This window comes from Prosthecomicrobium pneumaticum (genome assembly GCF_014199915.1).
Lineage (GTDB): Bacteria > Pseudomonadota > Alphaproteobacteria > Rhizobiales > Kaistiaceae > Prosthecomicrobium > Prosthecomicrobium pneumaticum.
The window spans coordinates 348919-362193 of the sequence record NZ_JACHOO010000005.1 but is presented as its reverse complement, the minus strand read 5'-3'; the positions used below and the strand labels follow the sequence as shown (position 1 = coordinate 362193).

The window sequence follows — 13275 nt, the reverse complement described above, 5'->3', positions numbered from 1 at the left end:
ACGATCGAATGGGGACGCTGCTGCGCGGGCTCGCCTGGGATCACAGGCGCTGCTGGGGGCCGCTCGACGCCAGCGTCGCGCCCTATCGTGCCGCGCATCCCGACGTCGAGATCGTCTGGGACCGCCGCAGCCTCTACGAGTTCGGCGAGGGCCGGATCGAGGATGTGCTCGCCCGCTACGATCTCGTCGTCTTCGACCATCCCTTTGTCGGCGACGTTGCGGCGCGCGGCCTGATGCTGCCCTTCGATCCCTATCTCCCGGACGAGGAACGGCGCCGGTTCGAGGCCGACAGCGTCGGCGGCTCCTGGCCCTCCTATGCGGCGCACGGCAAGCAATGGGCGCTGCCGATCGACGCCGCGGCGCAGGTCGCCTCCTGCCGGCCGGACCTCTTCTCCGCCTATGCCGACCGTTTCCCGACGAGTCATGACGAGGTGGTGGCGCTCGGCCGGCGGCTGCGTGCCGACGGCAAATGGATCGGCCTGCCGATGGTGCCGACCGACGCGATGTGCCTCGTGCTGACGCTCGCCGCCGGGGCCGGCGACCCGATCGGCGAGGGGGGCCGCTTCCTCGCCCGCGCGGCGGTCGAGCGGATCGTCGCGCAGTTGCGCGAGCTCGCCGCGCTTTCCCATCCGCGCTCGGCGGAATGGAACCCGATCCGCTGCTACGACCACATGGTGGCGACCGACGAGGTGGTCTACGTCCCCTACGCCTTCGGCTATGTGAACTACGCCGCCCGCGCGGAGGCGCCGCATCTGCGCTTCGGCGACATCCCGCATCCCGAGGCGCGCGGCGCCCTGCTCGGCGGCGCCGGTATCGGCATCTCGGCCTTCTCGGCGGCGCCGCGGGCGGCTGCCGAATACGCGCTCTTCCTCTGCTCGGCCGATTACCAGCGCGGCGACTACGTCATCCATGGCGGCCAGCCGGGCTCGCGCGCCGCCTGGACCGACGCGGCCGCCAACGCGGCGACGCGGAATTTCTTCCGCGACACGCTCGCGACGCTCGACCGTTCCTATCTGCGGCCGACCCATGCCGGCTTCATCGATTTCTTCCGCGATGCGACCCACCGCGCCGCGGCGGCGATCGCCGGCGAACTCGCGCCCGCCGCCTTCGCCGACTGGCTCGACGCACGCTATCGGGTCTCGCTCGTCCCCGCCGAACCGGCGGAGAGCCCGGCATGAGCCGCGCCGAGACCGCCCCGCCCGCCGCCGAGGATGCCGAGGCCGAATCCGGCCGGCGCGACTACAAGGTGCCGGCCGCCGAGAAGGCGCTCGACATTCTCGAATTCATGGCCGGCTGCCGCGAGGACGTCACCCAGACCGAGATCTCCGCCGCGCTCGGCCGGTCGATCCACGAGGTCTACCGGATCATCCAGCTCCTTGAGGGCCGCGGCTATCTGACCCGCACCAAGTCGGACCGCTACCGCCTGTCCCTCAAGCTCTTCGAGCTCGCCCACATGCATCCGCCGGTCAACCGGCTGATCGACACCGCGCTGCCGGTGATGCGGGCGCTCGCCGGCCGGACCGACCAGAGCTGCCATCTCGTGGTGCTGCGCGGCTCGACCGTGCTGATCGTGCTGCAGGTCGAATCGCCGCTGCCGATGCGTTATTCCGTGGCGCTCGGCTCGCATTTCCCGATCCTCGAGACGAGTTCGGGCGCCGTCCTCCTCGCTTTCATGCCGCCCGACGAGCGCGACGCGCTGCTCGACCGGCTGCTCGCCGAGGGCGAGGCGGGTGTCGAGCGGGCGGCCGTCGAGGAGCGGCTTTCCGCCATCCTCGACAAGGGCTTCGAGATGCGCGCCTCGCTCGCCGTCGACGGCTGTACCAACATCACCCTGCCGATCCGGGATCACATGGGCGCGACGATCGCCGCCCTGACCGTCCCCTATCTGCCGCAGAAGCAGGCGCGCCTGTCGCGCGCCGCGGTGTTCGAGGAGGCGCGCGCCGCGGCTCTCGAGATTTCCCGCGGGCTCGGCGCCGCCGAAGCCCCCGCCCGCAACCGTGCCGTGCGGGTCGAGGAGCCCGCCCGGCCGCGTCGCAGGGGTTCGCCCTGAGCCCCTGACAGAAACCATCGGAAGGCCCGCCGCACGGGCCGTCGAAAGGGAGGAGAAGACATGACGAAACTGATGAAGACGCTCTTCGCGGCGTCGGTCGCGCTCGGTGCGCTCGCCGGAGCCGCGGCCGCCGAGAACATGCCGAAGAAGATCGGCTATGTCGTCAACTACGCCACCCATGAGTGGTACCAGAACGTCATCAAGGGCATGAAGGACCGCGCCGCGCAGCTCGGCATCGAGCTCGAGGTGAAGGACGCCAATCTCGACGTGGCGAAGCAGGTCGCCGGTGCCGAGGACTTCATGGCCCAGGGCGTCGACGTGCTGATCATCACGCCGGTCAACGAGGAAGGCGTCGTGCCGCTGCTCCGCCGCGCCAAGGCCGAGAACATGCCGCTGGTGCTCGAAGGCAACCCGGTCAAGGGCATGACCACCATGGTCGCGATCTGCGACTACGACACCGGCTATCACGCGGGCGTCGCCGCCGGCCAGTACGCCAAGGAGCATCTCGGCGGCGTCGCCAAGGTGATGAATGTCGGCCTGCCGCTGCTGTCGGCCACCGTCTTGCGCTCGAACGGCTTCATGGACGGCATCAAGACCGAGATTCCGGAAGCCACCCTGGTCCACGACCTCGACGGCGGCGGCAATCCGGACCGTGCCCTCGAAGTGTCCTCGGCGGCGCTCGCCCAGAACGCCGACGTGAACATCATCTACGGCATCAACGACAATTCCTCGCTCGGCGGCCTGCAGGCCTGGAAGGCGGCCGGCAAGTCGCAGGACGGCCTGCTCGTCGTCGGCACCGGCGGCGAGGGCCTCGCCTTCATCAACGCGATGGAGACCGAGCCCTCCTACAAGATCGAAGCCGCGATGTTCCCCGAGAAGGTCGGCTTCACCGCCGTCGACGCCGCGGTCAAGGTGTTCAACGGCGAGGCCGTTCCCGAGCACATCGTGTCGCCGACCACGCCGATGATCGGCGCCGACTGGAAGAAGTACTATTCGGTCGAAGGCACCACCCGGTCGATCAACTGGGATGCCGTCAACGGCGTCAAGCCGGCCGACAAGTGCATGAAGACGGCGGCCGACCTCAAGTAACCGCCCCGACGCGCTCCGTCATCCCGGCCGCAGAGGCGCGCCGGGATGACGGCACGACACCGCACGCCCTTCGCTGCCCGCCCGACCGGGCGCAGCGCAGCGGAGAGCCGGGACCCATCGCGCAGAGCGCCGTCCGGCGGCTCGGCCGAAGGGGGTCCGGCTCCGCCGGAATGACGGGGCGATGGTCGTCCGACGCCTTTCGAGAGCAACGAGCCGAAGCATGTCGACCGAAACATTGCCCGCGCGAAAGCCGGGGGCGGGCATGAGCCTCGTCTCCGACCGCAGCCAGATCGTGCTCCTCGGCATACTGGCGCTGCTGTGCATCGCCATCTCGCTCGCCGCGCCGCAATTCTACACCGGCGCCAATGTCATCGCGATCCTGCGCCAATGCGCGCTCGTGCTGATCGTCGCCACCGGCATGACGATGCTGCTCGTCGCGGCGGAGGTCGATCTCTCGGTCGGCGCCTCGCTCGCCTTCACCGGCTGCGTCGGCATGGACGTCACCAACCGCACCGGCAGCCTCGTGCTCGGCACGCTCGCCGCGCTCGCTTTCGCCGGCGGCGTCGGCCTCTTCAACGGCCTCGTCGTCACCCGGCTCAAGGTCAATTCGCTGATCGCCACCATCGCGACGATGATGATGCTGCAGGGCGGCGTCTATCTCTACACCCGCGAGGCGGTGCAGAACCTCCACCAGATCCGCGCCTTCACCGAACTCGGCGCGGGCTATGTCGGCGGCCTGCCGATCCCGGTGCTGATCGCCGCCCTCATCTTCATCGCCGGCTTTGTGGCGCTCCGCTTCACCACCTTCGGCCGCTATCTCTATGCGGTCGGCGCGAACGGCAAGGCGGCGCGGCTCTCGGGGCTGCGGGCCGAGCGCCTCAAGCTCGTCGCCTTCCTCGCGACCGGCCTGCTCGTCGGCGTCGCCGGGCTGATCCTCGCCTCGCTGATGAATGCCGGCCAGCCGACCGCCGGCCGCGGCTTCGAACTGACCGTGATCGCCGCCGTCATCCTCGGCGGAACGAGCCTGTCGGGCGGCCGCGGCACGCTCGTCGGCACGCTGCTCGGCGTGCTCGTCCTCAAGGTGATCGACAACGGCATCATCATCCTGCGCTGGAACCAGGACCTGCAGATGGTGGTGCCCGGCGTGGTGATCATCCTCGCCACCTGGCTCGACCTCGTGCGGAGGCGCCGCGATGCCCGCTGATCCTGCCCTCCGCCCCGCCGCGGAGGCGGCCGCCGCGCCGGCGCTCGAAATGCGCGGCATCGGCAAGCGCTTCCCCGGCGTCATCGCGCTCGAAGACGTCGATCTCGTGCTCGCCCCCGGCAAGGTGCACGCCCTGATGGGCGAGAACGGCGCCGGCAAGTCGACCCTGATCAAGATCATGGCCGGGGTCTACGGCAAGGATGCCGGGTCGATCCGCATCGGCGGCCGCGAGACGGAACTGCGCACCCCGCGCGACGCGCTCGCGCAGGGGCTGAAGGTGGTGTTCCAGGAGATCGCCCTGATCGGCGAGTTCACCGTCGCGGAAAACATCTTCCTCGAGCAGTATCCGGTCGGCCGCGCCGGCTCGATCGACTGGAAGCGCATCCGCGGCGAGGCGGCGGCGCTGTTCGCCCGCATCGGCTTCGACGTCGATCCCGCAGCCAAGACCGGCGACCTGCCGATCAGCCAGCAGCAGATGGTCGAGATCGCCCGCGCCCTCGCCCACGAGGCCCGCATCGTGGTGATGGACGAGCCGACCTCCTCGCTCACCCCGAGCGAGGTGGCGCTGCTCTTCGCGGTGATCCGGCGCCTCACCGCGCTCGGCATCGCCGTCGTCTATGTCAGCCACAAACTCGACGAGGTGTTCGAGATCGCCGACGAGGTGACGGTGCTGCGCGACGGGCGCCACATCTCCACCAAGCCGATCGGTGCGCACGATCACGACAGCCTGATCCACGACATGATCGGCCGGCGGATCGAGAACCTCTTCCCCCGCTCGCGCGGCCATCACAAGGGCGAGGTGGTCCTCTCCGTCTCCAACCTCTCGACCGACGCCAAGCTGAAGGACGTCGCCTTCGAGGCCCGGGCCGGCGAGGTGCTCGGCTTCTTCGGCCTGATGGGCGCCGGCCGCACCGAACTCGCCAAGGCGATCGTCGGCTTCGACCCGATCCGCACCGGCACGATCGCGATCGGCGGCCGGCCGCTGAAGCCGCACGACACCCGAACGGGCGTCTCGCTCGGCATCGGCCTGCTCTCGGAGGACCGCAAGGGCGAGGGCCTGATGCTCGAACTGCCGGTGCAGCAGAATATGAGCCTCGCCGCGCTCGAGAACTTCAGCCGCGCCGGCTTCGTCGAGGAAGGCCGCGAGCGCAGCGCCGTGCAGAGCTTCGTCGACCGCTTCCGGGTCAAGACACCCTCGCTCGCCCAGCCGATCAAGAACCTCTCCGGCGGCAACCAGCAGAAGGTGCTGATCGCCCGCTGGCTGATGCGCGGCCTCAAGGTGATCGTCGTCGACGAGCCGACCCGCGGCATCGATGTCGGCGCCAAGTCGGAGATCTTCGCCCTGCTCGACCGGCTCGCCGGCGAGGGGCTCGCCGTCGTGATGATGACCTCGGAAATGCCGGAGCTGCTCGGCCTTTCCGACCGCATCCTCGTCATGGCGGGCGGCCGGATCACCGCCGGCTTCGAGCGGGACGCCGCGACGCAGGAGAAAATCCTCAATGCCGCAATCGGTTAGCTCCCTTGCCGCGGCGCCGGCCGGTCCCTCCTTGCTGCGCCGCCTCGCGCGGCGGAACGAGATCGCGCTCCTCCTGTCGCTCCTCGCGGTGATCGCCTTCTTCGCGCTCGCCTCGGACACCTTCCTGACGACGCGCAACCTCACCAATGTGCTCGGCCAGGCGGCGCTGCCGCTCGTCGCCGGCATCGGGGTGGCGATCGTCTTCATTTCCGGCGAGGTCGACGTGTCGATCGGCTCGCTCGTCGCGGCGATCGCCATTCCGCTGATCACCATCATGAACGCGACCGAATCCTTCGCCCTCGGCGTCGCCGGCGCGCTGGCGCTCGGCCTCGCGGTCGGCGTGGTGAACGGCTATCTCGCCGCCTATCTCGGCATCAACTCGCTGATCGTGACGCTCGGCACGCTCTTCATCCTGCGCGGCGGGGTCTATCTCTACACCGGCCAGCGGGCGATCCCCGACGACGTGATGCTCGAGAGCTTCTTCCAGCTCGGCAATGGCCGGCTCTTCGGGGTCGTGCCCCATCCGGCGGTGATCGCCGTCATCCTCCTGATCGCGTTTGCCTATTTCCTGCGGCACCGGCCGTTCGGGCGGCAGCTCTACGCCGTCGGCGGCAATCCGGAGGTGGCCCGGCTCGCCGGCTACAATGTCCGCCGGGTGAAGTTCGTCGCCTTCGTGATCAGCGCGCTGCTCGCCACCATCGCCGGCATCCTGCTCGCCTCGCGGCTCGGCTCGGCGGTGCACGTCGCCGGGCTCGGCTTCGAATTCCAGGTCGTCGCCGCGGTGGTGCTCGGCGGCGTCAGCCTGTCGGGCGGGGTCGGCAGCCTCGCCGGCATGGCGCTCGGCGTGCTCATCCTGCAATTCGTCTCGAACGGCCTCGGCATGCTCAACATCGCGACCGAGTGGCAACTCGTCATCACCGGCGGCATCATCATCGCGGCCGTCGCCTTCGACGAATTGAAGCGGCGACGCGCCTGAAGGAGCAGAACATGGGTCGTCTCGAAGGAAAGATCGCCGTCGTCACCGGAGCCGCCGACGGCATCGGTCACGCCATCGCGGAAGGGTTCGCGCGCGAGGGGGCGCATGTCTTCGCCGGCGACATCGACGATGCGAAGGGCGAGGCCGTCGTCGCCGCGCTGAAGGCCGAGGGCCTGGCGGCCGATTATCTCCACTGCGACGTGTCGGTCGCCGCCGATGTCGCCCGGCTCGTCGACACCGCGGCGGAGACCGGCGGCCGGCTCGACGTGCTCGTCAACAATGCGGCGATCGCGATCGGCGGCATGCCGCTGCACGAGATGACGGAAGCGCAGTGGAACCGCCTGATCGCGGTCAATCTGACGAGCGTCTTCCTCGGCTGCAAGGCGGCGCTGCCGCACATGATCCGCCAGAAATCCGGCGCCATCATCAACATGGCCTCGGCGCAGGGCCATGTCGGCCTCGACGGCTGGACCGCCTATGCCGGCGCGAAGGGCGCGGTGATGTCGATGAGCCGGCAGATGGCGGTCGAGTTCGGCCCCTTGAACATCCGCGTCAACTCGATCTCGCCCGGCACGATCGCCACGCCGATGAACGAGAAGATCGTCGCCGAGCAGGGCGACCACATCGCCCGTGCCTGGCTGAAGATGCATCCGATCGGCCGGATCGGGAAGCCGTCGGAGATCGCGGAAGCGGCGATCTATCTGGCGAGCGACGCCGCCGGCTTCACCACCGGCATCGACCTGCGCGTCGACGGCGGCCTGACCGCCGCGCCGCGCTTCGTGCCCGATCTCGTCTGACGGCACATTTCCGAGAGAAGCACCATGGACAAGGCCCTTTCCGGCGTCACCATCCTCGATTTCAGCCATCTCCTGCAGGGGCCGTTCGCGACCCAGCTGCTCGCCGACATGGGGGCGGAGGTGATCAAGATCGAGCGCGCCGGATCGGGCGACATGTTCCGCGGCATGACCTTCTTCGCGAAATGGGTCGGCGGATCGGAAAGCCCGAACTTCCTCGCCTGGAACCGCAACAAGAGATCGATCGCGCTCAACCTGAAGAGCCGCAGGGTCCACGGCCTGATCATGGAGATGGCGAAGAAGGCCGATATCGTCGTGCAGAACTTCCGCCCGGGCGTGCTCGCCAAGCTCGGCTATGGCTATGAGGACTTCAGGGCCGTCAACCCGCGGATCATCTATTGTTCGGGCTCGGGCTATGGCGAGGACGGACCCTATGTCGAGCGGCCCGGGCAGGACATGCTGATCCAGGGGCTCGCCGGGCTGCTCGCCAATACCGGGCGGGGCGACATGCCGCCGGTGCCGGCCGGCTCCGGCATGGCCGACCAGATCGGCGCCATGAACATGGTCTATGGCATACTCTCCGCCCTCTACTACCGCGAAAAGACCGGAAAGGGGCAGAAGATCGAGGTCAATCTCCTCGCCGGCATGCTCGCCCATCTGGCGCAGGAATATGTCGGCGTGCTCAATCTCGGCGAGGACTTCGTGCGCCCCAATTCCGGCATCGGCCATCCCGGAATGCAAGCGCCCTTCGGCGTTTACGAGACGAAGGACGGCGGCTACGTCACCATCGCGATGAGCCCGTTCAGGACGCTCTACGAGACGCTCGACGCGCCGCATCTTGCTCCTTACGACGACCTTGCCACCCTGTTTTCGCAGCGCGATGCGGTGTGGCAGAAGGTCAATGAGGAGACGAAGAAGTTCGACCGCGACGACCTCCTCGAGCGGATGCTCGATGCCGACATCTGGTGCGCGCCGGTCAACGACATCCGCCGCGCCGCCGAGGACCCGCAGGTCACCCATATGGGCATGATCGCGAGCTACGAGCATCCGAAGGCCGGGACGGTGAAGGTGATCGCGCCGGCGGTGCGGATGAGCGAGACGCCGCCCGCGATCGAGCGGCCGGCGCCGCTCGTCGGCGAGCACGGCCGCGAGATCCTGAAGGAGTTCGGCGTCTCCGACGACGAGATCGCCGCGCTCGAGGCGGCCGGCGACATGACGGTCGAGGAGGCCCGATGATGGCCGGACTCGAGGGCAGGGACTACGAGACGCTCGCGGTCGCGCGGCAGGGCCGCGTCGCGATCGTCACCTTCCGCCGCGGCGAGCAGCTCAACGCCATGAACAGGCGGATGCAGGGCGAGATCACCGCCGCCTTCACCGTGCTGTCGGAGGACGAGGGCGTCGGCGCGATCGTCGTCACGGGGGAAGGCCGCGGCTTCATGGCCGGGGCCGACATCAAGGACTATGCCGACCAGACCGGCCCCGAATTCGACGCCTTCCAGAAGGCCGGCGGGGCGATGTATGCGGCGATCGAGGACAACCGGAAGCCGGTCATCGCGGCGGTCAACGGCTTCGCGCTCGGCGGCGGCTTCGAGCTCGTGCTCTGCTGCGACATCGTGATCGCCGCCGACACCGCGAAGATGGGCCTGCCCGAGATCAAGCTCGGCCTCGTGCCCGGCGGCGGCGGCACGCAGCGGAGCGTCGCCAAGCTCGGCCGCAACCGGGCGAACCTTCTCCTGATGACCGGGGCGATCGTGCCCGCCGCCGATTTCGTCGCGGCCGGCCTCGTCGCCGAGATCGTGCCGGCGGAGGCGCTGATGCCGCGGGCGCTCGCTCTCGCGGCGATGATCGCCGACGAGCCGGCGGAGGCGATCGAAGGGCTGAAGCGCTTGACGGCGGTCGCCGCGAAGGGCGATCTCGACGCCGGCCTCGAAGCGGAGCGGGCGCTCGTCTGCGCCCTCTACCGGACGGAGACCGGAGAGCGCCGGGTCCGGGAGTTCGCGGCGAAGAGTGCGGCACGGGCCGCGGAAAAGGCGGCACAGAAGGCCGCCGGCCGACGGGAGGACGGGTGATGGGCACGACGCCAAGTACGGCGCCAGGCACGACGGACGAGTATCGCGGTCTGGGCTGGGAATTCGGCAGCCTCACCGTGCAGCGCCATGCGGCGATGCTGGCGCCGGTCACCTTCGTGCTCGCCGACGGCCGGCAGGCGGCGCCGATGCAGATCGCCCCCTGGGCCTATGAGCCGGGCGCCGAGCGAATCGCCGCGGTCGAGCGGAAGCTGCGCGGCGACTGGCCCTGCCTGCCCTTCGGCTATGCCGCGGCGCCCGAAGGCTTCCCGGCCGAATGGGCCGCGCTGATGCAGCCGGCCGAGGCGCACGACCTGCCGCACGGCTATGCCTCGAACCATGGCTGGACCTGGCAGGAGGCGCCCGCCGGCAGCCTCGCCCTCGCGATCGACATCCCGGACCCCGACCCGATCCGCCGCATGGAGCGGACCGTCACGCCCGATCCCTCCGCCCCGGCGGTCGACATCACGCTGACGGTCCATGCCCGCCGGCCCTGCCGGCTGCCGCTCGGCCTCCACCCGACCTTCCGCCTGCCGGCCCGGCCGGGCGGCGCCCGCATCGAGCCGGGCGCCTTCGATCACGGCCTCACCTATCTGCGCAGCGTCGACGATGCGACGCCCGTCTTCGCCGCCAACCAGCGCTTCACCGATCTCTCCGCCGTGCCGGGGATCGACGGCGGCACGGTCGACGCCGCCGCCGTGCCGCTCGCCGCACCGACCGAGGAATTGCTGCAGCTGAACGGCATCGACGGCAGCGTCGCGCTCGCCTATCCGGACGAGGGGTTTCGCGTCCGCCTCAGCTGGCAGAAGGAGCACCTGCCGAGCCTTCTCCTGTGGATGAGCAATCGCGGCCGCAAGTTCCATCCCTGGAACGGCCGCCATGTCGCGCTCGGCATCGAGCCGATCTGCTCGCCCTTCGGCCTCGGCCCGGCGGTCGCCGCCGCCGACAATCCGATCGCCCGCTCCGGCACGCCGACGGCGATCGCCTTCGACCCCGACACGCCCTTCGTCACCCGCTACCGGATCGCCGCCGAGCCGCTGTGAGGCGGCTGACGGGGGCGCCTGCCGCCCGGCGGCACGATTATGGATGCCGGCACGGAAGCCGGCATGACGGGTGGAGAGGGATGTGCCCGGAGGACGGGTGGTGCGGCGGCGGCGGGGGGACGGATGGGACGGGTGGTCGGAGGGTCGGAACGGGATTCGCCATCCCCGAACACCCGTCACCCCGGCCTCCGGGCCGGGGTCCATATGCCGGACGCCGGGTGGCCCGGCGTCGCGTTCCGCGTCCGTCCGCGCGGGCGAGGCAAGGCCGGAGCGATGTCGCCGGGCCGGGCTCGGTCGTATGGATCCCCGCCTTCGCGGGGATGACGGGTGGGGGGATGTTCGCAGGGCGGGCGGCATGGTGCGGGAACGGCTTCCCTCCCCCCTTGTGGGGGAGGGTCGGGGTGGGGGGTGAATACGCCGAGGCCGGCGGCCGTTTCCCGGGACGGCGGGGAGCCGGCAAGACCGGCGAGGGCGTTCCATCCCGCTTCCCCCCACCCTGCCCCTCCCCCGCAAGGGGGGAGGGAAACCGCGCCCGACATGCGGCGTCGTCCGCGCCAAGCCGGGCGCGACGGGGGGAAGCGGGGGCGCCCGCCGGGCGGCGGCACGATTATGGATGCCGGCACGGAGGCCGGCATGACGGGTGGAGAGGGATGTGCCCGGAGGACGGGCGGTGCGGCGGCGGCGGCGGGACGGATGGGACGGGTGGAGGAGAGGGCGAGGGTCATGGTGACGAGTCTCGTCAAGCCGAACCGGCCGGTGTTCACCGATCTCGACGGGCTGGCGGCGCGGGTCGGCGCGGGTGGGCGGTTCGGGGTCGGCGGGCATCATTTCGCGCGGCTGCCGATCGCGCTGCTGCGCGCCGTCGCGGCGCGCGGGGTGACGGGGCTCCGCTACACGGCCTGGGCCGGCGGCCTGCCGCTCGAGATCCTGCTCGAGGCGGAGGCCGTCGCCTCGGCCGATCTCTGCTTTTCGAGCCTCGACATCTTCGGCCTGCCGCCACGCTTCCGCGCCGCGGTCGAGAGCGGCGCGCTGCCGCTCGAGGACTGGACCGCGCTCGCCATGATCGAGGCGCTGCGGGCGGCGGCGACCAACATGCCGAGCCGCAGCTTCCAGCTTCCGGCGGGCTCGGCGATGATGGAGCGGATGCCGACGGCGCGCAGGGTCGCCGATCCGCTGACCGGCGCGCCGGTCGGCGCCGTGCCGCCGCTCGTGCTCGACACGCTGGTGCTGCACGCGCCGCGGGCGGATGAGAGCGGCAATGTCGAGATCTACGGCGCCCGCGCGCTCGACCTCGCCATGGTCGGCGCGGCGCGCACCGTGCTCGTCACCGTCGACGCGATCGTGCCGACCGGCACGCTCGGCGCGAGAGGGCGGCAGACCGTCATCCTGCGCAACCAGGTGACGGCGATCGCGCAGCACGACGGCGCCGCCTGGCCGACCTCGTCCCTGCCGCATTACGTCACCGACTATGCCGCGCTCGCCGCCGCCTTTTCGGGCGCCGCGCCGCTCGCCGACAGCCTCGCGCTGCCGGAGGGCGGCGTGCCGGCCCATCTCGTCGCTGCGGCGGCGATCCCGCCGGAGGCGGCCGCCATTGCGGGCGCGCTCCGCCCCGGCGCGGACGGCCTCGCCGCGCCGGCGATCGTCCCGGCAGCCGCGCCGGCGAGCCTCGACGAGATCATGGTCTGCCGCGTCGCCGCCGAGCTCGACGACGACAGCTTTGCGAGCGCCGGCGCGGTGTCGCCGCTCGCCAATGTCGCCTACCGCCTCGCCAAGGCGACGCACGCGCCGGGCATGATCGTCGCCACGCTCTCCTGCGGCCATCTCGACATCGCGCCCTCGCCGATGGTGCTGTCGCTGATCGAGGGGTTCGACGCGGCGACGGCGGCGGCCCATGCCGGCGGCGACGACACCTATGCGGCGCTCTACCAGGCCGGCGCGGTGACGCACGAGATCGTCGGCGCGGCGCAGGTCGACCGGTTCGGCCGGGTCAACACGCTGTCGATCCGCAAGAAGAACGGCGGGCAGATCCGCCTGCCCGGCCAGGGCGGCATGGCCGACGTCGCCAACATGCACCGCGATTACGGGCTCTACGTCACCCGGCATTCGCCGCTCTCGCTCGTCGCCGAGGTCGACATCGCGAGCTCCGCCCGCGGCCTGATCCGGCCGGAGGAGCGCGCCGCGGCCGGCTATCGCACCGGACGCGCACTCGTCTTCACCGACCTCGCCGTGTTCAGGCTCGACGCCGGGACCGGGCTGCTCGTCGTCGCTGAACTGATGCCCGGCACGACGCGCGAGGCGCTCGCCGCGGCGACCGGCTTCCCGCTGATCTTCGATGAGGACGTCCGTCCGGTCGCCCTGCCCGAGCCCGGTACGCTCGAGACGCTCCGCCATACCATCGATCCGCTCGGGCTCAGGCGGCTCGAATTCGTCGCGGCGCGTGACCGCGGCGCGCTGATCGGCGCGATTCTGGCCGCCGACCGCGCGCTCGTCGACCGGCTCGCCGCCGGGCCGCCTCACGCGCAGACCTGATCCGGCTT

General features: G+C 70.6%; 11 protein-coding genes. All 11 read left to right on the top strand.

Annotated elements, in window-relative coordinates; all coding sequences use genetic code 11:
- Window positions 1-8 precede the first annotated feature (8 nt).
- The 11 genes from GGQ63_RS13945 (at window position 9) to GGQ63_RS13895 (ending at window position 13267) form a co-directional block, all read left to right on the top strand.
- Window positions 9-1178 (top strand): extracellular solute-binding protein, encoded by a 1170-nt coding sequence (locus GGQ63_RS13945; RefSeq protein WP_183856860.1) that lies wholly within the window; start codon window positions 9-11, stop codon window positions 1176-1178.
- Window positions 1175-2050 carry an IclR family transcriptional regulator gene (locus GGQ63_RS13940; RefSeq protein ID WP_183856858.1) on the top strand — a complete coding sequence of 292 codons (876 nt, stop codon included), beginning with the start codon at window positions 1175-1177 and terminating at the stop codon, window positions 2048-2050. The genes GGQ63_RS13945 and GGQ63_RS13940 overlap by 4 nt, the downstream gene beginning before the upstream one ends.
- A 60-nt stretch (window positions 2051-2110) precedes the next feature.
- Window positions 2111-3139: a sugar ABC transporter substrate-binding protein gene (locus GGQ63_RS13935; protein WP_183856856.1), complete on the top strand. Its 1029-nt coding sequence runs from the start codon at window positions 2111-2113 to the stop codon at window positions 3137-3139.
- A 262-nt stretch (window positions 3140-3401) separates the two neighbouring features.
- Complete coding sequence (locus GGQ63_RS13930) at window positions 3402-4343, top strand: ABC transporter permease (protein WP_246429783.1); 942 nt, start codon at window positions 3402-3404, stop codon at window positions 4341-4343.
- Window positions 4333-5859 carry a sugar ABC transporter ATP-binding protein gene (locus GGQ63_RS13925; RefSeq protein WP_183856852.1) on the top strand — a complete coding sequence of 509 codons (1527 nt, stop codon included), beginning with the start codon at window positions 4333-4335 and terminating at the stop codon, window positions 5857-5859. Before GGQ63_RS13930 ends, GGQ63_RS13925 begins: the two co-directional genes overlap by 11 nt.
- The gene (locus GGQ63_RS13920) at window positions 5843-6835 is read left to right on the top strand and encodes an ABC transporter permease (RefSeq protein WP_183856850.1); all 993 of its coding nucleotides are present in this window, start codon (window positions 5843-5845) and stop codon (window positions 6833-6835) included. Before GGQ63_RS13925 ends, GGQ63_RS13920 begins: the two co-directional genes overlap by 17 nt.
- 11 nt (window positions 6836-6846) lie before the next feature.
- Window positions 6847-7632 carry an SDR family NAD(P)-dependent oxidoreductase gene (locus tag GGQ63_RS13915; protein WP_183856848.1) on the top strand — a complete coding sequence of 262 codons (786 nt, stop codon included), beginning with the start codon at window positions 6847-6849 and terminating at the stop codon, window positions 7630-7632.
- Window positions 7633-7656: 24 nt separating this feature from the next.
- Window positions 7657-8865: a CaiB/BaiF CoA transferase family protein gene (locus GGQ63_RS13910; RefSeq protein WP_183856846.1), complete on the top strand. Its 1209-nt coding sequence runs from the start codon at window positions 7657-7659 to the stop codon at window positions 8863-8865.
- The gene (locus GGQ63_RS13905) at window positions 8862-9698 is read left to right on the top strand and encodes an enoyl-CoA hydratase/isomerase family protein (RefSeq protein ID WP_246429782.1); all 837 of its coding nucleotides are present in this window, start codon (window positions 8862-8864) and stop codon (window positions 9696-9698) included. Before GGQ63_RS13910 ends, GGQ63_RS13905 begins: the two co-directional genes overlap by 4 nt.
- Complete coding sequence (locus tag GGQ63_RS13900) at window positions 9698-10738, top strand: hypothetical protein (protein ID WP_183856844.1); 1041 nt, start codon at window positions 9698-9700, stop codon at window positions 10736-10738. Before GGQ63_RS13905 ends, GGQ63_RS13900 begins: the two co-directional genes overlap by 1 nt.
- A 723-nt stretch (window positions 10739-11461) precedes the next feature.
- Window positions 11462-13267: a CoA-transferase gene (locus tag GGQ63_RS13895; protein WP_183856842.1), complete on the top strand. Its 1806-nt coding sequence runs from the start codon at window positions 11462-11464 to the stop codon at window positions 13265-13267.
- Window positions 13268-13275 lie beyond the last annotated feature (8 nt).

Bases quoted from the DNA above. Each gene is read 5' to 3' on its own strand.
- GGQ63_RS13895 (WP_183856842.1), top strand. From the start codon at position 11,462: ATGGTGACGAGTCTCGTCAAGCCGAACCGGCCGGTGTTCACCGATCTC.
- GGQ63_RS13925 (WP_183856852.1), top strand. From the start codon at position 4,333: ATGCCCGCTGATCCTGCCCTCCGCCCCGCCGCGGAGGCGGCCGCCGCG.
- GGQ63_RS13905 (WP_246429782.1), top strand. From the start codon at position 8,862: ATGATGGCCGGACTCGAGGGCAGGGACTACGAGACGCTCGCGGTCGCG.
- GGQ63_RS13940 (WP_183856858.1), top strand. From the start codon at position 1,175: ATGAGCCGCGCCGAGACCGCCCCGCCCGCCGCCGAGGATGCCGAGGCC.
- GGQ63_RS13920 (WP_183856850.1), top strand. From the start codon at position 5,843: ATGCCGCAATCGGTTAGCTCCCTTGCCGCGGCGCCGGCCGGTCCCTCC.
- GGQ63_RS13900 (WP_183856844.1), top strand. From the start codon at position 9,698: ATGGGCACGACGCCAAGTACGGCGCCAGGCACGACGGACGAGTATCGC.
- GGQ63_RS13910 (WP_183856846.1), top strand. From the start codon at position 7,657: ATGGACAAGGCCCTTTCCGGCGTCACCATCCTCGATTTCAGCCATCTC.
- GGQ63_RS13935 (WP_183856856.1), top strand. From the start codon at position 2,111: ATGACGAAACTGATGAAGACGCTCTTCGCGGCGTCGGTCGCGCTCGGT.
- GGQ63_RS13930 (WP_246429783.1), top strand. From the start codon at position 3,402: ATGAGCCTCGTCTCCGACCGCAGCCAGATCGTGCTCCTCGGCATACTG.
- GGQ63_RS13945 (WP_183856860.1), top strand. From the start codon at position 9: ATGGGGACGCTGCTGCGCGGGCTCGCCTGGGATCACAGGCGCTGCTGG.
- GGQ63_RS13915 (WP_183856848.1), top strand. From the start codon at position 6,847: ATGGGTCGTCTCGAAGGAAAGATCGCCGTCGTCACCGGAGCCGCCGAC.